We start from the raw sequence: 25,093 nt of genomic DNA on the forward strand, positions 1-25,093 counted from the left end.
GCTGAAGTCGCACGCCACCTTAACCGTGTGTCTTGCGCCTGTGCCAAGGCCGGCTTTGGAACACAGCAGAAGCCCCTACCAGTCGTCTGGACCCGGCCCCGCCGCTTGCTGCGCCCGCTGCTGCTGGGCCAAGGCGCCGCGCCATTCCCAGGCCAGCACCCCGCACAAGACAAAATGCACGCACAGCAGCCCGCCCAGCATCAGGTCCGTCTCTGAGGCGTGCGCGGCAAGAAACCCCACGCCGATGAGCCCCAGCAGTCCGGACCCCGCCATTGCACCTGGCCGGAAGCCCAGGAGCCAACAGATAGGCGGCACCACCAGCGGCACTAGAAACAGCAGCACCACAAAGAAGCTGAGAATCAGCATGAACAGCAGGCCACCCACCACTTCCCCCAGGCTCTGGGTGCGCAGCGCGCTGGCAATGTAGGCCAGCAGCGGCAGGAAGCACGTCAGCAGCCCGGTGAGGCGCAGCCAGACCGGCATGGGTTTGAGTGCCGCAGAGGACGTCACAGGTCGGTATACCGCCCGCAGGCCAGCGGTGCCCCTAACGTCGTCTTGGTCAGACGTTGAGAAATAGAGCTGTGCTCTGCTACCCAGCTGCGGCCCCAAAGCTCGGGCGGCTGCGTGATAGAGGCGTGCGGTGCTCTTAGGCGCGTTGATGCCCGTCCACCGCTTGCCTTCCGGTGTGGCTGCTCCTCTGCTGGCGCCGCTGTGCGGGCCCGTTAAGAGGCTGCTGCCGAGTCACCGCCCCCGCGTCTTACTTGCCGGCGGGCGTGACGTACCCGATGCGCTGAAAGGTCAGGCGGCCCGTCTTGGAGAACAGCACCAGTTGCTGGGTGTCCTGCGTGATGGCGTACCCAGTCGCGGCGTTCAGTGCCCCGTGGTAGTCGCCAGGCAGCGCGTACAGGCATTTGACGTTGGCGGGGGGCGGGTCAGGCACCACCTGGACTTTCACCGCGTTGTTGCCCGCTGAAATGGTGCCCTGGTACGAGCCGCAGCCCAACCGGCCGCTCACACGGTTGCCCACGATCACCAGCGTCGGTTCGGGGGCTTTGACGGCCTTGCCATTCACTGTGAATCCCGTCAGTTTCCAGATGCCGTTCAGAGGTGCGGGCACCGCCGCACTGGCGGCAGAAAAAGCTGTCAGGAGCGCAAGATTCAGAAAAACACGCATGCGGCAAGATGGCGGCTGCGAGTGACGCCAATCTGATGATTTTTTTAGCGGCAGGGCCAGCACAACCTCGGATGAGTCTCTGTCTCTCTGAAGCGGTCGGAGCCTCAGTACAGAACCTATTTCGTGTTGTGGGCAGAGGCTGACTGTGGTGTGGCCAGGTTACCCCGCTGCTGGAGAGGAAGGAGGGTGCTGGTTCTTTTCCGTGCTGCGGTGAGGGGGACAGTACCTCAGAGCGGCGCCGACTCAAGGATTCGGCAGCAAGCTGTCGCTGTGAAGTCCGTTTGACATGGCGACGGCTTGTTTTCGCTGACCGTTCCCCGGCCCCTGGAAGCGCTTGGCTGCGACGTGACCGGCCTGCGTCTGAGGTCTACAAGGTCAGTCTCTAGACTCAGCGGGCCCCTCTGTATTCAGCGCGGTGTCGCCGCTGCGTTTCTGTCTCGTTCCCCATCCGTATTACCCTGCGCAGGTGAAGAAGTCTCCCACCGTCACCTTGCAACCTCAGGCGGTGCGCCGCATTGGCGGGCGCTACCCGTTTGGTCACAGCGGCGACATCGCCCGCGCCGACGACGGCATTCAGGCGGGTGAGGTCGTGAACGTGCGCGGCCCCGATTCCTCGAAAGTCATTGCGCGCGGCTACTTTAATCCGCAGGGCGCCACGCCCCTGCGCCTGCTGACCTGGCAGGACGAGGCCGTGGACCTGGCGTTTTACCGCAGCCGCGTGAAGGCCGCCCTGGCGCGGCGGGCCGGCCGCATCCTAAACACCGATGGCGTGCGGGTGCTCTACGCCGAGGCCGACGGTCTGCCCGGCGTGGTGGCTGACCAATTCGGCAGCGTGCTGGGGGTACAACTGCGCAATGCTGGCGTTGAGCGTCACCGCGACCTGATTCTGCGGGCGCTGAAAGAGGAGACGGCGGCTGCCAGCGCCTACGAGCGCAGCGACACGGGTGAACGCCGCAAGGAGGGCCTGGACCCGGTCAGCGGTCCCCTGTGGGGCGAGGTGCCCGCGCGCGTGGAGTTCTTTGAAGACGACCTGACCCTGAACTTTGCCCCGATGGACGCCCAGAAGACCGGGTTCTTTCTGGACCAGCGGGACAACCGCCGCCTCATGCGGTCGCTGGTGCAGCCCGGCACTGGCTTTCTGGACGTGTACTCGTACACCGGGGGATTCAGCCTGCACGCCGCAAAGGCCGGGGCAAAGGCGGTGGCCATTGACAAGGACAGCGTGGCGTTGGGCGCCCTGGAGAGCGCGGCGCGGGCCAACGGCGTGGGTGTGGGCGTGCGCTGGGGCGACGCGCTGGAGCAGCTGGCCGCGCTGGAAAAAGAAAAGCGCCGCTTTGGCGCCATTGTCCTTGACCCGCCCACCCTGGCCAAGCGCCGCGACGACGTGCCGCGCGCCAAGCGCATCTTTACCGACGGTGCGGCGCGCGCCCTGCGAATGCTGGAGAGCCGCGGGCACCTGCTGGTCAGCACCTGCGCCCATTACATCCGTGTGGATGACCTGCTGGACGCGGCCCGCGTGGCCGCTGCCGAGGCCGACACCGACGCCGAGGTGCTGGCCGTGACCTACCAGCCCGCCGACCATCCCCATCTGCTCAGCGTGCCCGAAAGCCTGTACCTGAAAAGCATCCTGCTGAAGAAGGCGTAAGGCGGGTTCTATCGCTTTTGTCGGCCAGCCAGAACAGTGCTGGGTTGCTGACGCTACGCCCAGAGCTTGATTGTCCCCCGCGCGCTGCTGCGGGGTTCTCCCCGTTCGGAGAAGTGGAAGGGGCCTGATTACGGTCCTAGTAGCACCTCGAGTGGTTAAGGGTCACAGCCTCAGCGGCGCTGGAGGAACGAAATGACCGCTCGCCAACGGCCACAGTGAGGGGTGACCCTGGTCCTAGGTCGTGTAGGCCAAGGTGGTACAACGTCCTATGTCTGTTCTGGGTGCCCTGGACGAGTGTCTGACGTACATCAGACGTTGTGTTCCAGCGTTCGATGAAGCCGCCCTTCTGGCTTCGATTGAGCCCTTGGCCTTTGACCATCCAAGTTGGGCGTCGTGGTGGGCGTCAGATCTTGCCGCTTCACTGCCTGCCATGGCACTCCGAAGCCGGGCATTGGCTCCGTTCACCACGGTTCTCAGCACCTACGAAACGTTCGATAGCGCTGACCTGACAGCTGAGCTGACAGCATTTCAAGCTGAGCGGCGACACTTGCTGTCTGCGGCCACGGACTCCGGTCATCATTCGGACCTGACCGTGGAACGGGAAGTGAGACGGCCCCAAGCGTTTCTGGTGGTCGAACCGGCGTACTCGCTGTCAGACGGGGCAGCCTACGTGGCCACGAGTGGGTATTTTGACCAGAACAACATGCCCCCCTGGGACACGTGGATCGCGCCGGTGCCTCCCCCTTCTGGCTCCGATGTCAGCTGGGGGCCAGCGCTGCTGTGCTGGGTGCCCCCATGGGCGCGTGAAGGCGCGGAAAGAGCGATCGATGTGAATCCAGAACAGTGCCTGCAGTGGGTAGATATTCGTGAAGGCACAGTGCTGTGGACGTGAAGTCCCCCTTCGCCGACACGCCCTAGGGCGAACTGGACCGCCTCTTTGGGGGCTTTATTCTCAACTTCTCTGGACAAGCGGACTGCCAAAGTTGCGGAGCAGAGAGGCCTTTAGGGCAGCAATAACTGCCCCCACCGTTACTGCAAAGACCTCATATCAGTCCTGCGACGCCTTGCCTTGTTCCTGCTCCAGGGCCCGCTGCTCAAACAGGCGGCTGGCGTCTTCGGCGGTGACGGGCTGCTCAAGCGCTCTGGCAAACGACTCACAGAGCGGATGCCCACTGGCGCGGAAGAGGGCCGCCGCCTGTCTCTGGTCATATGCCGTCCGGCGAAGTTCTACCCGGTCTCCCAGCAGCGCCCAGTAGGCCCCCGGTGCCTGATAGGGCAGGCCCACGCTGCCCGCATTCACGATCCGCCTGCCGGGCCAGCTGTGGTCAAACTGCACATGCGTATGCCCGCATACCACCAGTTGCTCATTTACGCCCGCCAGGACTCGCCCCAGCCGCTCCGGCGAGGTCAGGGCCGTAATGATCTCCTCGTCGCTGCGGGGCGACCCGTGGCAGAACAGGGTGGCCCCCAGACCTGTGACCTCCACCCGCTGCTGCTGGGGCAGGGCCCGGAGCCAGTTCCAATGGTGCGGCCCAAGGCGCTGCGCCTCCCACACCAGGGCCTGCTGAATCTCAGGGGCGACGGGCTGGCGAGTGTGCCCCAACGCCTGGAATTCCAGAAGCTCCCGGTCGGCGTTGCCCCGGAGCCACAGCGCCCGGTCCCCCAGCGCCATCAGGCGGTCCAGCGTGTCGGGCACCAGTGGCCCATACGCCACGTCACCGCCGATCAGGATACGGTCGGCGCCAGCTGCGTCTGCGTCGCGCAGCACGGCGTCCAGGGCGGGCAGATTGCCGTGAATGTCATACAGCGCCGCAATACGCATGAGACCTCCAAGAGAGGAAAGCCCGCGCCGATGTTGGGCACGGCCCGCTGGCCTCATTCAGATGCAAGCTCTTCCGTTTCCACATCGGTTCTGTTCCAGTGCGTAACTTCCACGCCCGTCAGCCCGCTTTTGCCCTTTCTCCCTCTCCTGTGGATTCGAAGAGCTGTCTTGCCAAGCTCTGTAAGTCAGCTCAGATGGAATCGTTCTCGCCAACAATGGAGTCGGAGTCCGTCTCACTTCAGTGGCAAGCGCACCTGAAACCGCGTCTCGCCGGGGCGCGAGCTCACGCTGATCTCGCCCCGGTGCCCCTGCACAATTCGCCGCGAGATGTCCAGCCCCAGGCCACTGCCGCTGCCCACGTCCTTGGTCGTAAAGAAGGGATCAAAGATGTGGGCGCGCACGTCCTCGGGAATGCCGGGGCCGTCGTCCACAATCTCGACCACCAGGTCGGGGCCCTGGGTCACGGCGCGCACCAGCAGGTGGCCCCGGCCGTTCATCGCGTCAGCGGCGTTGTCGATCAGGTTGGTCCACACCTGATTCAGTTCGCCGGCATTGGCGTCAATCGTGGGCAGGTCCGGGGTGTAGTCGCGCTCAACGGTCACGCTGCCTTTCAGGCAGTGGCCCAGCATGGTCAGCGTGCTGTCCAGGCCCCGGCGCACGTCGGTCGGGGCGCGGTCGGCGCGGTCCAGGTGGGTGTGTTCCTTGATGGCCCCCACCAGCGACGAGATGCGGGCGGTGCCTTCTTCGACCTCCTGCACCAGGGCCGACACCGCCGCGTCGGCCGCCAGCGCGTGTAGGGCCGCGCCCAGGGTGTCCCCAAACGCTGCCTGGGACAACGAAAGGAGGTCCTGGTGGTGCAGGCCCGCCTCAACCAGGACCGGGGCCAGTTCGGCGGCGTCAGGCACGCCCTGATCGTCCAGCCAATCATGCAGGTCGTCCTCGGCGTCACTCCTTTGCAGGGCGCTGAGATGACGGGGCTGGGCGGTGTCTAGCCGACTCTGAAGTCCCTCCAACGCGGCGCGGGCCTCGGCGCTCAGGGGCTGGGTGGCCAGGGCGGTCTGTGCGGTGCGCTGCGTCGCCAGGGCGTCTCGCAAGCGGCGCGCCGCGCGGCGACTGGCCGAGGCGGGGTTATTGAGTTCGTGCGCCAGCCCGGCGGCCAGCCGGCCCAGGGACAGCAGGCGCTCGCGCTGCACCTCACTCTGCGCCGAGTCGCGGATACGGTCCGACATCACCGCCACCAGGCGCGGGCCCAGCTGCGGCAGGCGCGCCAGCATGGCCGGGAAGGCAGTTTCCGGCAGCCGGAACAGCCACGTTTCTTCCAGTGCCCGCGAGGTGGACGGGTAGGTGGTCAGGCGGGAGTAGGGCAGTTTGCCGCTGACCTCAAAAGGGTCGCCTGCACGCGCCTGGTAGCGGGGGCCCAGCAGCCCCTCGGCGTCGCGGCGCGCTTCTACAGCGCCCTGCAAAATCACCTGCATGTCGCTGGCGTGGTCGCCCTGGCGGTTTACCACCTCGCCGGGCGCGTAGCGGGCTTCGATGCCCTGAGCGGCCAGCCAGTCCAGGTCCTCGTCGGTCAGGTCGCTCAGGACGCCAATGCGGCGCAGGGCGCTCCTCAAGCTGGGGCCGGTCATACCCGCGCCAGATACTGATGCACGAACGAGATCGCCACCGAGCCCTCGCCCACCCCCGACGCCACGCGCTTGACCGACCCGCGCCGCACATCACCCACCGCGAACACGCCGGGCAGGCTGGTTTCCAGCAGGCCGGGGTCGCGGTCCAGGGGCCAGCCTTTGGGGCGCTTGCCCCCGTGCATCAGGTCCGGTCCAGACAGGATAAAGCCGCGCCCGTCGCGCTCCAGGGTGCCGGAAAGCCAGTCGGTGCCCGGTTCGGCGCCGATGAAAATGAACAGCGAGGTGGCCTCCAGGGTCTGGGTCTGCCCACTGATGGAACAGTGCACGTCAATGGCGTCCAGGCGTTCGGTGCCGTGCACGCCCACCACACTGGAATTCAGCTCCACACGGATGTTCGGCGTCTGCTCAATCTGTTCAATCAGGTACTGCGACATGCTGGTCGCCAGCGAAGCCCCGCGCACCAGCAGCACCACCTGCCGCGCGTGGCGGGCGAAATTCATGGCCGCCTGCCCCGCCGAATTGGCGCCGCCCACGATATACACGTCCTCGTCCTTGCAGGCCAGCGCCTCGGTGGTGCCGGCGCCGTAGTACACGCCCGCGCCTTGTAGCGGCGCCAGCCCGGGCACATCCAGCGCGCGCCACTGTACGCCGGTGGCCAGAATGACGGCGTGCCCACTGACCGACGACCCGTCGGCCAGCTCCAGCACCCGGTAGGGCCCGTCGGCGCGCAGGGCCGTGACCGCCTGCGTCACGATCTCGACCCCAAAGCGCCGGGCCTGAATCACCGCCTCCTGGGCCAGCCGGCTGCCCGAGATGCCGGTGGAAAAGCCCAGGTAATTTTCAATCCGGGAACTCAGGCCCGCCTGCCCGCCCGGCGCCTCACGCTCGACCAGCAGGGTTCTGAGGCCCTCGGACGCCCCGTAGACCGCAGCGGCCAGCCCCGCCGGGCCGCCGCCCACGATCAGCAGGTCGTAAAACTCCTGCTCGGCGCGGGTTTGCAGGCCCACATGCTCGCTCAGGTCGGCGGGCGTGGGGGCGGGCAGCTGGGCGCCGCCGGGCAATTCGACCAGCGGTAACTCGACTCCCGCATCCACCACGGCTCTCAGGCGCTTTAAGTCAGGGTCGTCGGCTTCACTCTCGATATCCAGCCACTGGTAGGGCACATGGTTGCGCGCTAGAAATTCCCGCAGCTCATAGGCGCGCGGCGACCAGCGGCTGCCCAGGATTCGCACCCCTTCAAAGGCGGGGCGGTACGTCAGGCGCCACTCGGCCAGCAGCTCATCCAGTGCGGGGTAGAGCCCGTCTTCGGGTGGGTCCCAGGGCTTGAGCAGGTAACGGTCCACCCCCACCTGATTGATCGCGCGGATGGCGGCGCTGGTGTCGGCGTAGGCGGTCAGCAGCGCGCGTTTGGCCTCGGGAAAGAGAGGCAGGGAGGCCTTGAGGAACTCCACGCCGTCCATTTCGGGCATGCGGTGGTCCGAGAGAATCAGCGCCACGGGCACGCCGCGCGCCGCGAGTTCTTGCAGGGTCTCCAGGCCTTCGGTGCCCGAAGCGGCGCGCATCACCCGGTAGTCCTGGCGGTAGCGCTCACGCAGGTCGCGCTCGACCGCCCGCAACACCTGAGGGTCGTCATCAACAGTCAGCAGTACCGGCTTGGGCATTGGGGCCTCCAGAACCTCAGGCTAATGCCAAATGCCGTCGTAAGAAGTGGGCCAGCGCCGCAGTCTTGTCCCGCAGCAGGTCAGGCCGACCAAGAGAAACGACTTGCAAGGCTACAGAAGAAAAAGATCGCCCCCTCATCCACAGTAGGAAAACGCCCCACGAGACGACTTTAATAAGGACTCTATCTTTTGAAAAGTAGACCCTCTAGGCCACATCAAGTTTTCTTGCCCCCTCAGCGCCCAGGTCCAGGCGAGGCCATTGCGCGCGCAGCGCGCAGGCCCTTCCGGCGGGGCAGCGGATGGCGTCGAGGCCGGACACGTCGGCGAACTGTGCGGCCTCGCCAACGCCAGTCAAAACTCTTGCCCAGTGCCAACGTCTGCTCCCCCTGTCACCAGGTTCCAGGCGCGTCAGTCAAACCAGCGGCAACGCGCAGGCCGCCCTGCGCGGCGAAGTCGTTTCCCCTCTGGGGGAGGGGGCTGGGGGGTGGGGCCTACAAGAATCATCCTGGCCTCTTCTGGTCCAATGCCTCCAGATGGTAGCCGCGCCCACGCTCACCAGCCCCCGAACCCGCCAGCATCGGGTATGCTCCCCCGCCGACTGCTTGCGCTGCCCGTGGTGCTGACCGGGGTGGCCCTGGCGCACTACGCCGCGCCGCTGCCCCTCAGCGCCATTGCGCCGCCCAAAGGGCAATTCGGCCTGCCTTTCAAGGGCGCCCCTGGCCCCGACACCTGGCTGCTGGGCCAGGGCTACGGCAACACGACTGGGGCGTACCGCCAGCGCCGCAGCACCTACGGCAACCTCCAGGGCATCCACGCGGGGCTGGATTTCAGCGCGCCGTGCGGCACGCCGGTCCTGGCGATTGGAGACGGTGTGGTGGCCGAGGTGGACGGCCCCCACGGCAGCCCGCCCCACAACCTCGTGATTGACCATGCGGGCAACCTGTCGAGCCTCTACGGGCACCTGCGCGTGCGCTCACCGTTGCGGGTGGGTCAAACGGTTAAACGTGGGCAGGTGGTGGGGGAGAGCGGCGACTCACAGGGCACCTGTGTCAGCGCGCCGCATCTGCACCTGGAACTGCGAGACCGCGCGCACCAGCGCTTTTTCAATCCCTTGCCCTATATCGCTGCCGACTGGAATTCGCTGGCGCTGGCGGGCAGCTTTGGGCGCGGCTACGAGTACGACCTGACCCAGCCGCGCCGCTGGCAAACTCCCGACAGCCAGCCGGCGGCGCTGCGCGGCGGAGCCCTGCTCAACGAGTTTAAAAATCCCTGGCCACCCTCGCCCGGAGGGGCGCGGTGAGCCGGCGACTGGTGCTGGCTGCCTTGCTGGCAGGCTCGGCCCTGGCGGCTACCCTCCCGTCGCGCGCGGTCCTCAGCGGTGAATGCTGCCCCGGCGCAGTCTGGACCCCTGATTCCCGCGCGCTGCTGTTTCTCGACGGTCCCCCGGCACGCGGCAGCACGGGCATCTATCAGGTCAGTGCCAGCGGCGGCGCCGTCACCCGGCGCTTTTCCAGCGTAGCGTTCTTTTCTCCGGCCCTGCGCTGGGCGGTGCGGCCAGGCACGGGCGACGCGACCACCTTCGAGCGCCTGGCCGATGGGCGCAAGTTCACCCTGCCCACGCGCGGGTCAGACGTGACCTGGAACCGGGCCGAGACGCGGGCCGCGTATACGCGCAGCGACACCAGCGGCAATTACGACCGCCGCGCCTCGCAGGTGTTCGTGGCGGATGTTTTTGGTGCCCCCCGGCAGGTGGCCACCTTGTACGGCGGCGGTGTCAGCGCCTGGTTAAACGACAGCACGCTGCTGCTGACGGGCAAATCCACCCCGCAGGCCCGCGACCGCGAACTGTTCACGCTGGACATTCGCAGCGGCGCGCGGCGGGTGCTGCGGCAGGCGCTGGGCGTGCGGGCCCTGACGGTCAGCCCGGACGGCCGTTTCGTGGCCTACACCATCGCCTTTGATTCGGCGGCCAGAAACGGACTGTGGGTGCAGGCCACGGCGGGCGGCACGCCGCGCGAGCTGAACGACTACGGCTCTTACCGCTGGCGGGACAGCCGGCGCCTGCTGCTGATTCCTCTCAAGACCTCGGGCGGTCCCCATACGCTCCGGCAGTACGACGTAACGGCGAACGCCTGGACGACCCTGGGCGACCTGGGTGATCAGGTGCGCCAGAGTGACTGGGGCATTAGCCCAGACGGCAAACTGCTGAATTACCTAAGCGCCAAAGACGGCAATGTGCGGGTGCTGACGCTGCCGTAAGAGGTGGACAGAGCGATCAACCGAGCTGGAGTGGTGCCGGATGGGCCGACTAAGTCTGCCTCTGTGTTCACTCCTGGAGAGGCCAAATCCACGAACGCTCTGATCGTGGATTTGGCCTCTCGCCGGCCTTCTCACCCCGCCCTAGCCCCCTCCTGCCGTGACCTGCTAGACTGTCTCGTTTCAGAAGCGGAGGCCCTGCCTTACGCGCGCAGCAGAACTCACGGCGGCCCCGCCACGCTGTCCTGGCCGCACAATTCAAGGAGCACGGCCTTGCAAAACAACCTGATTGTGAAGGGTGCCAAGGAGCACAACCTCAAAGACATTACGGTCGAGTTGCCGCGCGACCAGTTTGTGGTGATTACGGGCGTCTCGGGCAGTGGCAAAAGCACCCTGGCGTTCGACACCATCTACGCCGAGGGCCAGCGCCGTTACGTGGAAAGCCTCTCGGCCTACGCCCGGCAGTTCCTGGGTCTGATGGAAAAACCGGATGTGGAGAGCATCACGGGTCTGTCTCCGGCCATCTCCATTGACCAGAAGACCACCAGCCACAACCCCCGCTCCACCGTGGGCACAGTTACCGAGATTCACGACTACCTGCGTCTGCTCTACGCCCGCGTGGGAACCCCGTATTGCCCCATCTGTGGCCGCAAGATCGAGAAGCAGAGCCCCAGCGAAATCACCGACCGCCTGCTGGCCGGCTTTGCCGACAAGCGCGCCATCCTGCTGGCCCCAGTGGTGCGCGGACGTAAGGGCGAATACCGCAAGTTGTTTGCCGACCTGCGCCGCGAGGGCTTTGCCCGCGTGCGGGTAGACGGCACGCTGTACGAACTGGAAGAAGCCGAGAAGCTGAAGCTGGAAAAGTTCGAGAAGCACGACGTGGACGTGGTTATTGACCGCGTGACTCTGCGTGAAACCGACCGCAGCCGTGTGGCCGAGAGCGTGGAGCTGGGCCTGCGCCGGGGTGAGGGCCTACTGCGTGTCCTGATGCCCGATGTAGGCGAGGACGGCAGCGCCCACGAGGAGCTGTATTCAGAGAAGTTCGCCTGTCCCGAACACGGCAGCGTGCTGGAAGAACTTGAACCCCGGTCGTTCTCCTTCAACTCGCCTTACGGGGCGTGCGGCGACTGCGCGGGCCTGGGCAGCAAGCAGGAATTTAGCCCCGACCTCGTGATTGACGACAAACTGTCGATTGCCGAGGGCGCCATTCTGCCCTGGAGCAAAAAGGGCACGGGCGGCGGCGTGTACTACTGGGACAAGTTGCAGGCCCTGGCCGAGCATATGGGTTTCAGCGTCAAGGTGCCCTGGCGGGAGCTGCCCAAAGCCGCCCAGGACGCCATCCTGGAGGGGCCCGGCGCCCCCTTTGAAGTGGTGTATCGCCGTGCAGGCAAAGAAACCATGCGCTTCATGACCGAATTTGAAGGGGTCGTTGCCAACCTGGAGCGCCGCTACGCCGACACCGAGTCCGAGTTCATGCGTGAGAAGCTGGAAGAGTTGATGGAACTGCGGCCCTGCCCCACCTGCGGCGGCACCCGCTACAAGCCCGAGATTCTGGCGGTGCGCATAGGCGGCATCAACATCTCGCAGGCCAGCGGCATGAGCGTGCTGGAAGCCGACGCCTTCTTTACCGGCTTGCAAGACAAGACACTGACCCACGACGCCATCGAGCCATTCCTGAAGAGCCACCTGGGCGGCACGGCCAAAGCCCACGGGCCCCTGCGCTACGAGTACACCCTGAACGATTTCGGTGCGGCGGTGGCCGCACCCATCCTGAAGGCCATCCGCACCCGCCTGAAATTTCTGGTGGATGTGGGCCTGGATTACCTGAGCTTGGACCGCACGGCCAATACCCTCAGCGGCGGCGAGGCCCAGCGTATTCGCCTCGCCACTCAAGTCGGCAGCGGCCTGACCGGCGTACTGTATGTGCTCGACGAGCCCAGCATTGGCCTGCACCCCAAGGACAACGGCCGCCTGATCGGCACCCTGAAAAACCTGCGCGACCTCGGCAACACCCTGATCGTGGTGGAACACGACGAGGACACCATGATGGAGGCCGACTATCTGGTGGACATGGGCCCCGGCGCCGGGGTCCACGGCGGTCAGGTGGTGGCGGTCGGCACCCCCGAGCAGGTCAAGAAGAATAGGGGCAGCCTGACCGGCAAGTACCTGCGCGGTGAGCTGAAGATCGAGGTGCCCACCAGTCGCCGCCGGGGCAACGGCAAGCACCTGAAGGTCTTCGGCGCGCGCGAACACAACCTGCGGAACGTGGACATCGACATTCCACTGGGCACCATGACCGTCGTGACCGGCCCCAGCGGCAGCGGCAAAAGCACCCTGATTCACGACATCCTGCACGCCACCCTGGCCCGCGAGCTGAACGGAGCCAAGACCACGCCGGGCCGCTACGACCGGATTGAAGGCATGGACCACCTCGATAAGGTTATCGAGATTGACCAGAGCCCGATTGGCCGCACGCCGCGCTCGAACCCCGCCACCTATACGGGCGTGTTCACCGAAATCCGTGACCTGTTTACCCGCACGCCCGAAGCGCGTCGCCGGGGCTACCAGGCCGGGCGCTTCTCCTTCAACGTGAAGGGCGGGCGCTGCGAACACTGCAAGGGCGACGGCGTCATGAAGATCGAGATGAACTTCCTGCCGGACATCTACGTGCCGTGCGAGGTCTGCAAGGGCGCGCGCTACAACCGCGAAACCCTGGAAGTGAAGTACAACCACAAGACGATTGCGGACGTGCTGGACCTGACCGTGGAAGACGCCCAGAAGTTCTTTGAAGCCATTCCCGCCATTGAGCGCAAGATGAGCCTGCTGTGCGACGTGGGCCTGGGCTACATGCGCATTGGGCAGCCCAGCACGACCCTCTCGGGCGGCGAGGCGCAGCGCATCAAGCTGGCCAGCGAACTGTCCAAGCGCGCCACCGGCAAGACCATCTACATCCTCGATGAACCCACCACCGGCCTACATTTCGAGGATGTCCGCAAGCTGATGGAAGTCTTGCAGCGGCTGGTCGAGGGCGGCAACACGCTGGTCATCATCGAGCACAACCTGGACGTGATGAAGTGCGCCGACCACCTGATTGACCTGGGCCCCGAAGGCGGCGTGCGCGGCGGCATGGTGGTCGCCACCGGCACGCCCGAGGAGATGGCCGCGCACCCCACCAGCCATACGGGCGAGTACCTGCGCCGGGTGCCGGGCATTGAACCGGCCACGGCGCGTGAAATCAGCGAGGTGGCCGATGCCAAACCGGCCAAGCGGACCCCGCGTAAAGCGGCTACGTCGCCGGCACCCGACGAGGGCGAGCTGGTCGCCGCCGCCCCTGCACGCAAGAGTCGTGCTAAGAAAGAAAGCGCATGACCGTTCCGCCCGACCCGCAGACCAACGCCCAGAGAGGAGAGACCCAGGCGGCTGAGGGACAGCCAGAGGCCCTGGGCCGCGCCGCCTCGGTGGCGGCCGCCCCCGCTGGTCGCCCCTTTCCCAGCTCTCCAGCCCTGGGCCGCCCGGCCCCGCAGGCCGAGGCCCCCGCGCCGTCCGTGCTGGCGGCCCCACTCCCGCAAGGCCCCACCCGAAGCGCCACCCACGCTCTGATTCACCTGCTGGGCGGGGTCCTGGTGCTGGGGCTGCTGGCTTACTTCATGTGGACGCCCGGCGAGTGGACGACCCGCCTGCTGGCCTGGGTGCTGCTAACCATCCTGGCCGACGAGTTTGGTGGTTGGTACGGCTACGCCGGGCTGGTGCTGGGCGGCCTGGGCTACTTCAGTCCGGTGGCGCCCCCCGAGCAGTGGTCGGTGGTGCTGCCACTGGTCGGCGGCGCCCTGGGCGGGTTGCTGCTGCTCAAGCATTCAGGCGGCCTGCTGGTGCTGCCGTTTGCGGGGGCGCTGTTTGCCGGCGTGCTGGTGGCGGCGGGCCGCTTTGCCACCAAGATTGACCCCGAACTGACGCTGCCGGGCCGCGAGGACTTTCAGCGCACGGCCCTGCTCGCCCTGCTGCTGGGCCTAGGCATCAGCGCAGTGCGGCAGATCGTGGGTCTGGTGCTGCGGGCCCAGGCGCGGCGCCGTGAACGGCTGGCTGCTCAGCCTGTCTGACTGTTTGTCCGCTGTGCCGGCGCCGTCCCTGGTCACCTGGGGGCGGCGCTACTTTGGTCGTGATTGGAACAGCCGAGCTCTTGGCCCATGTCGGCCGCCTCTTGCTGCTTCTGGAAAGGAAATAGAGAGAAGTCCTGGAAGCGGGACGGTACACTCGGCGCTATGACGAGATTGCAGGGCAACAACTCCAACCGCACGGTGCTGGTTATCGGCACCCTGGCCGCCGCCGCGCTGATTGGGCTGGCGATTTTCGCTGTACAGGGCAAACCTGCCGCTGGCGCGGGGCTGAAGGGCAACTTTAACCTGGCCGGCCAGCCCTACAACGGCCAGGACAGTGCCCCTGTCAATGTCGTGGTGGTCGAGGACTTCAAGTGCCCTGTCTGCAAGAGCTTTGAAGAGACCGTGGCCCCGCAACTGAAAGATAAGTATGTGGACACCGGCAAAATCAAGCAGTACACGCTGGTCTGGCCCTTTCTGTCCGAGGTGGCCCGCCTGAACGAAAACGACTCCAAATTTGCCGCCCAGGCGGCCAAGTGCGTCTATGACCAGGGTGGAAACGGCGCCTTTACCAGCTTCAAGAGCATTCTCTTCCGTGCGCAGGGGCCGGAAAGCCAGGCCTGGGCCACCAAAACCCGCCTGAAGGACCTGGCCGGCAATGTCGAGGGCGTGGACAGCGCGGCCTTCAACACCTGCCTCGACACCGACGTCACCGCCGCCCGCGTGGACGCCGACGAGAAGCAGGTCAATGACGCGGGCGTCAACGCCACCCCCACGGTGTTCGTGAACGGCGCCCAGGTCATGACCGCCGACGGCAAGCAGGGCAGCTACGCCTTTGCCGACATCAGCCGCGCTATTGACGCCGCGAGCAAGTAAGGGTCCATGACGCGCGACAACCGCTTATATCTGGCCTGGGTGGTGGCGCTGGTGGCCACGCTGGGCAGCCTGTACTTCAGCGAGGTGCGGCAGTTTAATCCCTGCATCCTGTGCTGGTTCCAACGCATTTTCATGTATCCACTGGCCGTCATACTGGGCGTCGCGGCCCTGGGCGGCGACCTGCGTGTGCGCCGCTACGTGGTGCCGCTGGCCGGAATTGGCGTACTGGTGGCCCTGTACCACAACCTGGAAACCTGGGGCGTGGTGCCTGTGCCGCGCGCCTGTACCGCCGACCCTTCGGCCTCGTGCGGCACCCCCTGGCCGGTCTGGGGCCTGAACTCTCCACTCAACACCATCCTGACCATCCCAGTTCTGAGCATGATTGCTTTTACCCTGATTCTTCTGCTGCTGAGCTGGAAGCGCACGCCAAAAGCTGTCTAAATCCACATAACGAAAAGGGCCATCGTGCAGTTGGCCCTTTGTCCTTCCCACTCCCTACAGCCCATTCCCCACTCCCTCTCTACACCGGTCGCCCCGCCATCATGAAACTGGCGGTCATGCCGCCGTCCACCGCCAAAACTGCGCCGGTGATAAAGCTGGCCTCGTCACTGCCCAGAAAGTAGACGGCCTGGGCCACCTCGCGCGGGATGCCCAGGCGGCGCAGGGCGTGCAGGTCTTCATAGTCGCGCCGGGTCTGGGCGGGGTCCTCACTGTTCTGGATGCTCTGCAGTACGGCTTCGGTGCTGATGGCGCCCGGCGCCACTGCGTTGACGCGCAGGCCGTGTGGGGCCAGGTCCAGGGCCATCGCACGGGTCAGGTTCACCAGGCCGCCCTTGCTGGCGTTGTAGGCGGCATTGTCCTGTTCGGCAAACAGGCCCTGCACACTGGCGACATTCACCACTGCCCCGCCGCGCGGCAGCAGCTCGACCAGCTCACGGGTCAGCAGCAGTGGGGCCGTCAGGTTCACGTTCAGGGTTCTGGCCCAGCCGCGTTCACTGACCTCCAGCACGCTGCCGTGGGCGCCCTGGTAAGCCGCGTTGTTGACCAGCACGTCCACCCGCCCCATCTCGCGCGCCGCACGCCCAATGCGGGCGCGGCCAGCGGCGGTGCTGACATCGGCCTTGACGCGCCGGCCTCCGCGCAGGGTGGGCGGCAGGTTCAGGTCGGCACTGAGGACGCGCCAGCCACGTTCGGTGTACAGCTCGGCAATCGCGCGCCCAATGCCTCTGGCCGCCCCCGTGACGATGACACCCGCTGGCAAGGTCGTTTCGCTCATGCCTCCAGTGTTGTGGGTGCGCGGCTGCGGGAGGAGAAGTGCTAAGGGTCGCTCAATAGGGAGGGGGGCGTGGGGCAGAGGAAAGGGGAACGGAAAAGGGCCTGCCCCGATTCTGGAGCAGGCCCTTTGCTATCGGAGCGGAGGGGAGAGGCGGCACACTTCCACGCCCCACTCTCGACTTCCCACTTACCTTTTGCTCGCCTCAATCAGCGCGGGCACGATTTCGTTGATGTCGCCCACAATGCCGTAGTCGGCCACCTTGAAAATCGGCGCCTCGGCGTCCTTGTTGATGGCGATGATGTTCTTGCTCTTGCCCATGCCGCTCAGGTGCTGCACGGCGCCGCTGACGCCTAGGGCAATGTAGGCGCCGGGCTGCACGGTCTTGCCGGTCTGACCCACCTGCTCGGCGTAGGGGCGCCAGCCGGCGTCCACCACGGCGCGCGTGGCGCCCACGCCAGCGCCCAGGGCGTCGGCCAGGCCCTCGACATACTTCGAGAAGTTCTCGGCGTTACCCACACCGCGCCCGCCCGTCACGATGACGTCGGCTTCGGTCAGGGCCACGCGGCTGCTCTTTTCTACACTTCTGCCGGTGACTTCCACGCGGGACGCGGGCAGGGTCAGTTCCACGTCGTACTGCTCGCCAGCCTCTCCTGCTGGTGCGGCTGCCTCAAACGAACCGGGTTTGACCGTCACGACCACCACGGGACCTTCGGCCTCCACAGTTTCGGTCACGCGGGCCAGGTAGGTGTAGCGCTGGGCTTGCAGGGCGGCGCCATTGGCTTTGAGGCTGGTGGCGTCTTCCAGGTAAGGGGCGTCCAGTTTGACGGCCACACGCGGGGCGAACTCGCGGCCCGAACGGCTGCCGCCGATGATGACGGTATGGGCCTCACCTTCACCTGCGATCTGGGTGGTGGCCGCCGCCCAGGCTTCGGCGTTGTAGGTGGCCAGGACAGGCAGGTCGGCCACCAGGACCTGGTCGGCCACAGCGGCGGCCTCGGTGGCAATGGGCGCAACGTTCTGGCCCAGGACCAGCACGGTGACAGGGCCTTCACGGCCCGAATCACGGGCGGCGGTGACCATTTCCAGGGTGGACTTCGCCAGCTTGCCGGCGCTGTGTTCAGCAACAATCAGAATCATGGGGAACCTCCGGTTCCGTCAGAGAGAAAGAGGGAAAAGTGCATCGGCAAGAGGCCGAGCGTTTGGGGCACCGGCTGGGCAGAGCAGCGCTCTGTGCCCCCAAACCCTGCTCAGGCAATCACTTTGGCTTCGCTGCGCAGCAGTTCCAGCAATCTTGCGGCGGCGGCCTGCGGGTCCTTGCCGTCAATCATGGTGTTGCGCCGCGCGCGGGTCTGAATCTCGGCGTTTACGGTGCGCACGCGGTTCTGGAGGCCGTAGCTGGCGGCGTCGTCCTTGCGCAGCTCTTTTTTCTTGGCCTTCATGATATTGGGTAGCGTGGGGTAACGCGGCTCGTTGAGGCCCTGCTGGGTGCTGACCACGGCGGGCAACTCGGCCCGGAAGCTCTCGTTGCCGTCATCCACGTCGTGGCGGCCGGTCAGCGTCCCGCCGTCCAGTTTCAGCTCGTTGGTCCAGGTCAGCTGAGGCCAGCCCAGGCGCTCGGCGCTGGCGGCGCCCAGGGCCTGCGAGTCCCAGTCAGCTTCCTGACCGCCCACCAGAATGAGCTGCACGTTCTCGGCCTGCGCCACCTGTGCCACGACCTTGCTCAGGGTCACGGCGTCAAACTTCTCGTCGGTTTCCACATGAATGGCGCGGTCCACGCCCATCGCCAGGGCGGTGCGCAGCGCGTCCTCGTTGCGCTTGGGGCCGATGGCCAGCGCAATAATCTGCTCGATAGGCGCGCCGCCTTCGCGCAGTCGCAGGGCTTCTTCCACGCCGTACTCGTCCATGCCGTCCATAACAAGGGTGGTGCCATCCAGGTCAACGGCCTGGCTGTTGATTTTCACGCGCGCTTCGGCGTCAGGAACTTGGCGAATCAGGGTCAGGATATTCATGCGGCCTCCGTGGGGTCGTGTGTGGGGAAGATGCTGGCGTGCCCAGCATGACAAATTAGACTCGGTTCAAGTTTAGCAGGTGTCCCAATTTCTGACCAGTATGAGGAGGAGGTGGTGAGGGTCGGGCAGGTCGGCTGGCACGGACAGCTGTGGCTATCTGAACCTCCGCGTGGGCCCTCAGCGAACCTTTATGCAAGCCAGCACCTAAATCCGCCGTCAACTGGCTCATGGAAGTTTCTCATGTTCAGCCCTGAGGCTACTTCTCATGAAGAAGCTCCTTCCCCTGACCCTTCTGACCTTGGCTGCCAGCACGGCCGGCGCGCAGTCCCTGAACGGCGTCGAACTCGGCCTGACCGGCGGCTATGCCGGTGGCCTGAGCGGCGAAGTTTTTGTCCACGCGCCCAATGTGCTTGGCCCCATTGGCATCAAGGCTGGCGTGGCGTATGGCCGCGCGTCGGACGCTATTAACGACAACGCTTCCAACAACCTGGGCGGCACTCTGGGCGACTACAAGAAGCCCACCAGCCAGGGTGGGCTGGGCTACACCGAGAGCGGCAGCAGCACTGTGGCCTCGCTGGACGGCACCTATAACCTGGGCGAAGTGGCGCCTGGTGTTGGCACGGCCCTGTACGCAGGTGGCCGCTACGGCATGTTCCGCTCTGACTTTGGGGATTCCTCGCAGAGCACCACCTACACCAGCAATGCGTTCGGCGTGGGCGCTGGCGTAATGGTCAGCTACGCTCTGACCGGTGGTCTGAGCTTGGTCGGCGATGTCGGTGTGGATACGTTCTTCCGCTCGGCCATCACTACTAATGACAACAAGGGTAACGTGGTGACCTCGCAGCCCAACCAAGGCGACTACAGCACGGTGAGCAATATCTTCGTTCGCCCTGGCACGGTCTTCAAGGCCCGTATCGGCGTTAAGACCAGTTTCTAACCTTTCTCCCCCTAGCCAGCCTCCTCTGTGGGGCTGGTTTTTTGTGTGGCGCTGAGATGCTGGCGCAGCAGTTCAAATCCCGCCACCGCACGCGGAAAACCCAGGTACGGCACGCACATGTGCAGCGCCCCCCGCACCTCCGCCTCGGTGGCGCCAGCGTTGAGTGCGCCGCGCAGATGGGTCCTCAGCTCGGGCGGACTGCCCAGCGACACCAGCAGCGCGCAGGCAATCAGCTCCTTGGTCTTCAGGTCCAGGCCAGGCCGGTCATAGACCGTGTCGTAGGCGAACACCTGAATATCGTGGGCCAGGTGGGGGTCCAGGGCCTGAAGCCGGGCCAGGATGCGTTCCTGCTGGTCTCCAAAAATGATGTCGCGGGCGTGGGGGTCGCTCATGGCCTCACGGTAGCGGGCAAGAGGGAGGCAAGAAAGAAGTTCGTCACAGCCCACGCGCTACAGTTTCAGTGTGGCGTAGATGTGAACGGAACGTAAGGTTTCCCCTGCCTGACACGCAGGCGCGGCGATAGTCTACCCTCAAGGTGTTTACCGTCTCGCTCAACCTGCACAGGAGGCTCTCTCTGCCACCCTGCTTTCAACGTTCCCGCGCCGCCTGCGCTTGCCCTGGGGGTTACCCATGAACAGATACGATGACCGCGCCCGACTGGTGTTTCACTACGCCCGTGAAGAGGGCAACCGCCTGGGACACGCGATGGTCGGCCCCGAACACCTGCTGCTGGGGCTGATGCGCGAAGGCGGCACGGCCGCCAGCATCCTGGGTGAATTTGGCGCGTCGCTGGACGGCCTGCGCCGCCGCGTCGAGGAAATCATCGGGCGCGGCGAGGGCAACCGCCTGAACGACGCCCCCAGCATTACCCCGCGCGCCCGCCGCGTGATGGAACTGGCCAGCACCGAGGCCCGGCAGCTGGGCGCCCAGGTCACCAGCACCGAGCACATCCTGCTGGGGATTATCCGCGAAGGTGACGGTGTGGCCTTCCGCATCCTGCAGGAGCTGACCAAGGATGTGGACACGATCCGCTGGCGCATTCTGGCGCAGGGAGAGGGCCAGGGCACCAAGCCCGCCAAGCCGGTCGCCACGCCCTTTCTGGACGAGTACGGCCGCGACCTGACCAAGTGGGCGCGCGAGGGCAAGCTGGACCCTGTGATTGGCCGCAGCGAGGAAATCCGCCGCGTCACGCAGATCCTGACCCGCCGCACCAAGAACAACCCGGTGCTGATCGGTGACCCCGGCGTGGGCAAGACCGCCATCGTCGAGGGGCTGGCCCTGGCCATCCACGAAAAGCGCACGCCGCCCAACCTCCACGGGGTCCGGCTGGTCAGCCTGGACCTCAGCGGCGTGGTGGCCGGCACCAAGTACCGGGGTGAGTTTGAGGAGCGGCTGCGCCAGATTATTGAGGAGCTGCGCAACGCCAAGGTGATGGCCTTTATTGACGAGCTGCACACCCTGGTCGGGGCAGGCGGCGCGGAAGGCACGCTGGACGCCGCCAACATTCTCAAGCCGGCCCTGAGCCGCGGCGAGATTCAGGTCATCGGCGCGACGACCACTGGCGAATACCACCGCTACATCGAAAAGGACGCCGCCCTGGAACGCCGCTTCCAGCCGGTGATCGTGCTGGAACCCAGCCCTGCCGAAACCCTGCAAATCCTGCGCGGCCTCAAGCCCAAGTACGAGGAGCACCACGGCGTGCAGATTCCCGAGCAGGCGCTGGAATTGGCCGTACGGATTGGCGAACGCAGTCTGCCGGGCCGCAACTTCCCTGACAAGGCGATTGACCTGATTGACGAGGCCGCCAGCCGGGTGCGCCTGAACATGAGCATCGGCCTGCCGGTGGCCGAGACCGAGGACGGCGAGCCCTACGTCACTCGCGAGGACATCGAGAGCGTTATCAATTCGATGGGCGGCATTTATAGCGAGGAAACTGCGGCGCAACTGGTGGACCTGGAAAGCCAACTGACCGACCAAGTGTATGGGCAGCCTGACGCCATCCGGGCCCTGTCTAGTGCCCTGCGCCGCGCCCGCGTGGGGCTGGGGGGCCGCACCCGCGTGGCCGCCAGCTTCCTGTTTGTGGGGTCCAGCGGCGTGGGCAAAACGCACCTGGCCAAGGCCCTGGCCCGCACCCTCTTTGGCAGCGAGCGCAGCCTGATCCGCATGGACATGAGTGAGTTTCAGGAGAGCCACTCGGTGAGCAAGCTGATCGGGTCGCCCCCCGGATACGTGGGCTATGAGCAGGGCGGCCGCCTGACCGAAGCGGTGCGCCGTCAGCCGTTCAGCGTGATTCTGCTCGACGAGATCGAAAAGGCCCACCCCGACGTGTACAACACCTTCTTGCAGGTGCTGGACGACGGGCGCCTGACCGACGGCCTGGGCCGCACCGTGGATTTCCGCCGCACGATCATCATCATGACGAGCAACACGGGCTTTAACGTCAATCCGACGGTGGGCTTCAGTCCAGTGACGCCCGACAACAATGCGCCGCTGCGCCACATCTTTACGCCGGAATTTCTGGACCGTTTGGACGAGGTCATCCGCTTCAAGTCGCTGGGCGAGGAAGAACTGGTGCGCGTGGCCCAGCAGCTGATGGGCGAGATGCGTGAGGAACTGGCCAGCCGCGAGATAACCGTGACCTTCGATCCGGCTATTGCCGCCTGGCTGGTGAGCAAGCTCAAGTCCCGTAGTCCCAAGCACGCGGTGGGCAGCAGCCGCCAGCTGCGCACCCTGGTCCGCGAGGAAATCGAGGACCCGCTGGCCATGGAACTGGCGCACAACCACGGCGAGGAAGTGCGCGTGGTGCTGGGCCAGGAAGGCATTCAGTTCGAGAAGGGCGAGGAAGCCGCGCCAAGACAGATCCTGGCGTAAGCAGAAAGCTTCTCTTCAGCCGCTGTTCCTTCCGGGGGCAGCGGTTGTCTTTGGCGCTGTGTGGCGTGAATCACTCTGCTCGCAGGTCCATTCAAGAAAGTTAGGTAGGTGTGGAGCGTCCGAAGAGAGATGTGAGGAGGTCAGTTTCCCCCTTGCTAGTGGTGAAGGACCACACGCCGCTGTCGAGGCGTTATACGGGTGCCGTCTGTTCTGTTGACGTCTCGTCGAGGTGCAATCACCACGCCCGTCAGTCCGCTTGTCCTTCCATTCGCTCTGAGGTCATGGGGTTTGCCCACGGGCCACTCAGCGTCCGTATCACACACTACCGCCAGAGCAGACACCTGCAAAGCGGTTGGCCGCCCCCAAACCTCTTGCCGGGAACCATCTTTCCCAGTCACCCAGGTACGATAGCCGTCATGACGAAGAGCATCCACGATTTTCAGGACGAACACGGGCGCATTCACACCTGGCCCAGCGACCGCCGCCGCGCCCACCAGCTGGCCATTCTGGATTACCTGACGGGCCTGCTGGACCCCGGCGTCTCGTATGACCAGGGGCAGGTGGACCAGCTGCTGGCGGATCACAGCACTCTGCCGGACCCCAGCGTGCTGCTGACAGAGCTTGTTGAGGGTGATTACCTGGCCACCGACGGTCAGGTCTACTGGCGGGCCGATGGCCGCCCCGGCACCAGACCTTCAGGTGAGCGTGGCTAAAGTCCGGACCAGCTACGTCTGCACCAGTTGCGGTTACCAGGCGGCCAAGCCGCTGGGCCGCTGCCCTAACTGCCAGGCCTGGAACTCGTTTGAGGAAGAAGCGCCGGCCCTGGTGTCCGGCAAGAGTGGACGCGGTGGGGCCTACGGTGGGGTCACGGGCGGCAAGCTGACCCCGCTCTCGAATGTGGGCCGGCGCGAGGAGCCACGCACCCCCAGTGGGATTCCTGAACTGGACCGCGTGCTGGGGGGCGGTTTGGTGGCAGGCGGAGTGACCCTGATTGGCGGCGAACCCGGCATTGGCAAAAGCACGTTGCTGCTGCAAGTGGCCGACCGGGTGGCCAGTACGGCGGGCCCAGTCCTCTACGTGGCGGGCGAGGAATCGCTGGAACAGATTCGACTGCGCGCCGACCGTCTGGGCGTGACTGCCGATATTCAGCTCACCCGTGACACCCGCGCCGAACACGTCGCTGCCCTGATGGCCGAACACAAGCCCGCTCTGTGCATCGTGGACAGTATTCAGACCGTCACGGTTGAGGGTGAAGGAGCCCCCGGCGGTGTGGCCCAGGTGCGCGACGGCACCTCCATGTTGACCCGCGCGGCCAAAGAGACGGGCACGGCAACCGTGCTGGTGGGTCACGTCACCAAGGACGGCACCGTGGCTGGGCCTAAGGTCATGGAACATATCGTGGACACCACCGTCTTTCTAGAGTCGGTGGGGGCGTACCGGCTGCTGCGCAGCGTCAAAAACCGCTTTGGGCAGGCCGGGGAACTGGGCGTCTTCGAGATGCGCGGCGATGGCCTGATGGCCGTGGAGAACCCCAGCGCCGCTTTCCTGGCCGAGCGGCCTGTGGGCGTGCCGGGCAGCGTGGTGGCCTCCACCATTGATGGGCAGCGGCCCATGCTGCTGGAGGTGCAGGCGCTGGCCAGCAAGACGCCCTACCCCAACGCCCGGCGCGTGGTGGTGGGACTGGATCCCCGGCGGGTGGACGTGGTGCTGGCCGTGCTGGAGCGCCGGCTGGACCTGACGCTGGGCGGGTTGGACATCTACGTCAACCTGGCCGGTGGTCTGAAGGTGCCGGACCCCGGCCTGGACCTGGCCGTGGCGCTGGCAGTGTATTCGGCGGTGGTGGGGCGCGCCCTGCCGCAAAACGTGGCGGTGTTTGGCGAGGTGGGCCTGGCCGGCGAGGTCAGAAGCACCCAGGCGGCCCTACGCCGCGCCGAGGAAGCCCGACGCGCCGGTTACGAGCGCCTCGTGGTGCCGCCCGGCCTGGACGGTGTGCGCGGGGTCAAAAGCGTCGAAGAGGCTGTGGGCGCGGTCTGGGGCGGGCGGGAGCGGGGCGCATAGGTGTGGTGGACCCTCCTCCCACGACGGTCCCTGTGCCTCTGGCCCCGGCTCGGTCGCCGCTGTGGTTTGTCGGCGTAGTGTGGCTGGCGCCCCTCTTGCTTATCGCTGCGCCGTGGCTGCCCGACCCGGATAGCCCGGCGCTGCCGCTGGCGGGTCAGGTGCTCCTGAGCCTGCTGGGGCTGGGCCTGTTGCTGGGCTTTGTGCTGGTGCCCCGGCGGCTGTCTTATACCCTGACCCGCACCGGGCTGCGGGTGGGCCGCGCCTCCGGCACCTTTGAGTGGCCCTACCGCGACCTGCGCGCCCAGGCCACAGGCGGCGCGCTGGGGCTGAGGGTGGGCGGCGTGGGCCTGCCCGGCTACCACAGCGGCAATTATGCCTGGAAGGGTGATGGACCCCGGCAAGTGCAGGCGCTGAGCTCCGGCATACACCAGCACGCCCTGGTGGAGGTCCGGGGCGTTCCTCACTTTCTGACACCCGCCGACCCGGAAGGCTTTCTGCGTGCCCTGGTCGAAAGAGGAGTGCCAGTCAGCGGTTCGGCCCGTGGTTGGCAAGGCGGCGTGAAGAGGCCCAGCAGCGCCCGTGAGAAGGCCCTCGACCCGACCCAACGTAGAGCCTAAGACGAGTGCCGCCCATTTCCATAACAGGGACGCTGCCGTCATGCCCGGAAATCCGTCCCTTTTCCTGCTCCCTCTGGTCGAGAAAATTTCGTCATACGTTCTGGCATTTTTCGGACTCGATATGACAGGACCAGCAGGCCTGTTGCTCAGCAGAGCGATCGGCCCAGGC

The 25,093-nt window shown here is 65.9% G+C and carries 22 protein-coding genes; 13 read left to right on the plus strand and 9 right to left on the minus strand.

From position 1 onward, the window contains the following. Positions 1–75 precede the first annotated feature (75 nt). The gene (locus tag K7W42_RS11165) at positions 76–510 is read right to left on the minus strand and encodes a hypothetical protein (protein ID WP_224574693.1); all 435 of its coding nucleotides are present in this window, start codon (positions 508–510) and stop codon (positions 76–78) included. A gap of 247 nt (positions 511–757) precedes the next feature. Continuing rightward, on the minus strand, positions 758–1,174 hold the full coding sequence (locus tag K7W42_RS11170; RefSeq protein WP_224574695.1) for an META domain-containing protein: 417 nt from the start codon (positions 1,172–1,174) through the stop codon (positions 758–760). 466 nt (positions 1,175–1,640) lie between these two features. Here K7W42_RS11170 and K7W42_RS11175 point away from each other — a divergent pair, with 466 nt between their 5' ends. Then, positions 1,641–2,819, plus strand: coding sequence for a class I SAM-dependent rRNA methyltransferase (locus K7W42_RS11175; RefSeq protein WP_224574697.1), 1,179 nt, complete (start codon positions 1,641–1,643; stop codon positions 2,817–2,819). A gap of 430 nt (positions 2,820–3,249) precedes the next feature. Further along, entirely contained in the window at positions 3,250–3,711 is a 462-nt protein-coding gene (locus K7W42_RS11180; RefSeq protein ID WP_224574699.1) for a hypothetical protein, read from the plus strand. A gap of 156 nt (positions 3,712–3,867) precedes the next feature. Here K7W42_RS11180 and K7W42_RS11185 read toward each other — a convergent pair whose 3' ends face one another. From K7W42_RS11185 to K7W42_RS11195, 3 genes are all read right to left on the minus strand, one after another. Then, entirely contained in the window at positions 3,868–4,641 is a 774-nt protein-coding gene (locus K7W42_RS11185) for a metallophosphoesterase family protein (protein ID WP_224574701.1), read from the minus strand. 233 nt (positions 4,642–4,874) lie between these two features. Next, positions 4,875–6,269, minus strand: coding sequence for a sensor histidine kinase (locus tag K7W42_RS11190; protein ID WP_224574703.1), 1,395 nt, complete (start codon positions 6,267–6,269; stop codon positions 4,875–4,877). Beyond that, positions 6,266–7,930 carry an FAD-dependent oxidoreductase gene (locus K7W42_RS11195; RefSeq protein ID WP_224574704.1) on the minus strand — a complete coding sequence of 555 codons (1,665 nt, stop codon included), beginning with the start codon at positions 7,928–7,930 and terminating at the stop codon, positions 6,266–6,268. The genes K7W42_RS11190 and K7W42_RS11195 overlap by 4 nt, the downstream gene beginning before the upstream one ends. Before the next feature lie 583 nt (positions 7,931–8,513). On the opposite strand from K7W42_RS11195, the gene K7W42_RS11200 reads away from it, so the two are divergent. The 6 genes from K7W42_RS11200 to K7W42_RS11225 all read left to right on the plus strand — a co-directional run bounded on the left by K7W42_RS11200 (position 8,514) and on the right by K7W42_RS11225 (position 15,597). Next, positions 8,514–9,230, plus strand: coding sequence for a M23 family metallopeptidase (locus K7W42_RS11200; protein ID WP_157461283.1), 717 nt, complete (start codon positions 8,514–8,516; stop codon positions 9,228–9,230). After that, positions 9,227–10,189 carry a hypothetical protein gene (locus tag K7W42_RS11205; RefSeq protein ID WP_224574706.1) on the plus strand — a complete coding sequence of 321 codons (963 nt, stop codon included), beginning with the start codon at positions 9,227–9,229 and terminating at the stop codon, positions 10,187–10,189. Before K7W42_RS11200 ends, K7W42_RS11205 begins: the two co-directional genes overlap by 4 nt. Before the next feature lie 270 nt (positions 10,190–10,459). After that, positions 10,460–13,555, plus strand: a complete 3,096-nt coding sequence (uvrA, locus tag K7W42_RS11210) for an excinuclease ABC subunit UvrA (protein WP_224574708.1) — start codon at positions 10,460–10,462, stop codon at positions 13,553–13,555. Then, entirely contained in the window at positions 13,552–14,283 is a 732-nt protein-coding gene (locus tag K7W42_RS11215; protein ID WP_224574709.1) for a hypothetical protein, read from the plus strand. The genes uvrA and K7W42_RS11215 overlap by 4 nt, the downstream gene beginning before the upstream one ends. A gap of 162 nt (positions 14,284–14,445) precedes the next feature. Continuing rightward, complete coding sequence (locus tag K7W42_RS11220; protein ID WP_224574711.1) at positions 14,446–15,156, plus strand: DsbA family protein; 711 nt, start codon at positions 14,446–14,448, stop codon at positions 15,154–15,156. A gap of 6 nt (positions 15,157–15,162) precedes the next feature. Then, positions 15,163–15,597 carry a disulfide bond formation protein B gene (locus K7W42_RS11225; RefSeq protein ID WP_224574712.1) on the plus strand — a complete coding sequence of 145 codons (435 nt, stop codon included), beginning with the start codon at positions 15,163–15,165 and terminating at the stop codon, positions 15,595–15,597. Between the two features lie 79 nt (positions 15,598–15,676). Here the strand turns inward: K7W42_RS11225 and K7W42_RS11230 are convergent, their stop codons facing one another. From K7W42_RS11230 to K7W42_RS11240, 3 genes are all read right to left on the minus strand, one after another. Then, complete coding sequence (locus K7W42_RS11230) at positions 15,677–16,432, minus strand: SDR family NAD(P)-dependent oxidoreductase (RefSeq protein ID WP_224574713.1); 756 nt, start codon at positions 16,430–16,432, stop codon at positions 15,677–15,679. Between the two features lie 186 nt (positions 16,433–16,618). Further along, positions 16,619–17,569, minus strand: a complete 951-nt coding sequence (locus K7W42_RS11235) for an electron transfer flavoprotein subunit alpha/FixB family protein (RefSeq protein ID WP_224574714.1) — start codon at positions 17,567–17,569, stop codon at positions 16,619–16,621. Between the two features lie 110 nt (positions 17,570–17,679). After that, the gene (locus K7W42_RS11240; protein ID WP_224574715.1) at positions 17,680–18,441 is read right to left on the minus strand and encodes an electron transfer flavoprotein subunit beta/FixA family protein; all 762 of its coding nucleotides are present in this window, start codon (positions 18,439–18,441) and stop codon (positions 17,680–17,682) included. Between the two features lie 265 nt (positions 18,442–18,706). Between K7W42_RS11240 and K7W42_RS11245 the strand changes: the two genes are divergently transcribed. Continuing rightward, entirely contained in the window at positions 18,707–19,378 is a 672-nt protein-coding gene (locus K7W42_RS11245; RefSeq protein WP_224574716.1) for a hypothetical protein, read from the plus strand. Positions 19,379–19,389: 11 nt separating this feature from the next. Here the strand turns inward: K7W42_RS11245 and K7W42_RS11250 are convergent, their stop codons facing one another. After that, on the minus strand, positions 19,390–19,770 hold the full coding sequence (locus K7W42_RS11250) for a carboxymuconolactone decarboxylase family protein (RefSeq protein WP_224574717.1): 381 nt from the start codon (positions 19,768–19,770) through the stop codon (positions 19,390–19,392). A gap of 238 nt (positions 19,771–20,008) precedes the next feature. Between K7W42_RS11250 and K7W42_RS11255 the strand changes: the two genes are divergently transcribed. The 4 genes from K7W42_RS11255 (at position 20,009) to K7W42_RS11270 (ending at position 24,924) form a co-directional block, all read left to right on the plus strand. After that, positions 20,009–22,249, plus strand: a complete 2,241-nt coding sequence (locus K7W42_RS11255; protein WP_224574718.1) for an ATP-dependent Clp protease ATP-binding subunit — start codon at positions 20,009–20,011, stop codon at positions 22,247–22,249. Positions 22,250–22,665: 416 nt separating this feature from the next. Further along, positions 22,666–22,962 (plus strand): DUF2087 domain-containing protein, encoded by a 297-nt coding sequence (locus tag K7W42_RS11260; RefSeq protein WP_224574719.1) that lies wholly within the window; start codon positions 22,666–22,668, stop codon positions 22,960–22,962. Next, positions 22,955–24,307, plus strand: a complete 1,353-nt coding sequence (gene radA / locus K7W42_RS11265; protein ID WP_224574720.1) for a DNA repair protein RadA — start codon at positions 22,955–22,957, stop codon at positions 24,305–24,307. The genes K7W42_RS11260 and radA overlap by 8 nt, the downstream gene beginning before the upstream one ends. Positions 24,308–24,312: 5 nt before the next feature. Continuing rightward, on the plus strand, positions 24,313–24,924 hold the full coding sequence (locus K7W42_RS11270) for a PH domain-containing protein (RefSeq protein ID WP_224574721.1): 612 nt from the start codon (positions 24,313–24,315) through the stop codon (positions 24,922–24,924). Positions 24,925–25,093: the final 169 nt, after the last annotated feature.

Origin of the sequence: Deinococcus betulae, from assembly GCF_020166395.1 — a bacterium.
Classification (GTDB): domain Bacteria; phylum Deinococcota; class Deinococci; order Deinococcales; family Deinococcaceae; genus Deinococcus; species Deinococcus betulae.

Coding starts and splice junctions, on each gene's coding strand:
- K7W42_RS11180 (WP_224574699.1), top strand. CDS start 3,250: ATGGCACTCCGAAGCCGGGCATTGGCTCCGTTCACCACGGTTCTCAGC.
- K7W42_RS11215 (WP_224574709.1), top strand. CDS start 13,552: ATGACCGTTCCGCCCGACCCGCAGACCAACGCCCAGAGAGGAGAGACC.
- K7W42_RS11225 (WP_224574712.1), top strand. CDS start 15,163: ATGACGCGCGACAACCGCTTATATCTGGCCTGGGTGGTGGCGCTGGTG.
- K7W42_RS11250 (WP_224574717.1), bottom strand. CDS start 19,770: ATGAGCGACCCCCACGCCCGCGACATCATTTTTGGAGACCAGCAGGAA.
- K7W42_RS11190 (WP_224574703.1), bottom strand. CDS start 6,269: ATGACCGGCCCCAGCTTGAGGAGCGCCCTGCGCCGCATTGGCGTCCTG.
- K7W42_RS11245 (WP_224574716.1), top strand. CDS start 18,707: ATGAAGAAGCTCCTTCCCCTGACCCTTCTGACCTTGGCTGCCAGCACG.
- K7W42_RS11230 (WP_224574713.1), bottom strand. CDS start 16,432: ATGAGCGAAACGACCTTGCCAGCGGGTGTCATCGTCACGGGGGCGGCC.
- K7W42_RS11240 (WP_224574715.1), bottom strand. CDS start 18,441: ATGAATATCCTGACCCTGATTCGCCAAGTTCCTGACGCCGAAGCGCGC.
- K7W42_RS11185 (WP_224574701.1), bottom strand. CDS start 4,641: ATGCGTATTGCGGCGCTGTATGACATTCACGGCAATCTGCCCGCCCTG.
- K7W42_RS11255 (WP_224574718.1), top strand. CDS start 20,009: ATGAACAGATACGATGACCGCGCCCGACTGGTGTTTCACTACGCCCGT.
- K7W42_RS11220 (WP_224574711.1), top strand. CDS start 14,446: ATGACGAGATTGCAGGGCAACAACTCCAACCGCACGGTGCTGGTTATC.
- K7W42_RS11235 (WP_224574714.1), bottom strand. CDS start 17,569: ATGATTCTGATTGTTGCTGAACACAGCGCCGGCAAGCTGGCGAAGTCC.
- K7W42_RS11170 (WP_224574695.1), bottom strand. CDS start 1,174: ATGCGTGTTTTTCTGAATCTTGCGCTCCTGACAGCTTTTTCTGCCGCC.
- K7W42_RS11200 (WP_157461283.1), top strand. CDS start 8,514: ATGCTCCCCCGCCGACTGCTTGCGCTGCCCGTGGTGCTGACCGGGGTG.
- K7W42_RS11195 (WP_224574704.1), bottom strand. CDS start 7,930: ATGCCCAAGCCGGTACTGCTGACTGTTGATGACGACCCTCAGGTGTTG.
- K7W42_RS11260 (WP_224574719.1), top strand. CDS start 22,666: ATGACGAAGAGCATCCACGATTTTCAGGACGAACACGGGCGCATTCAC.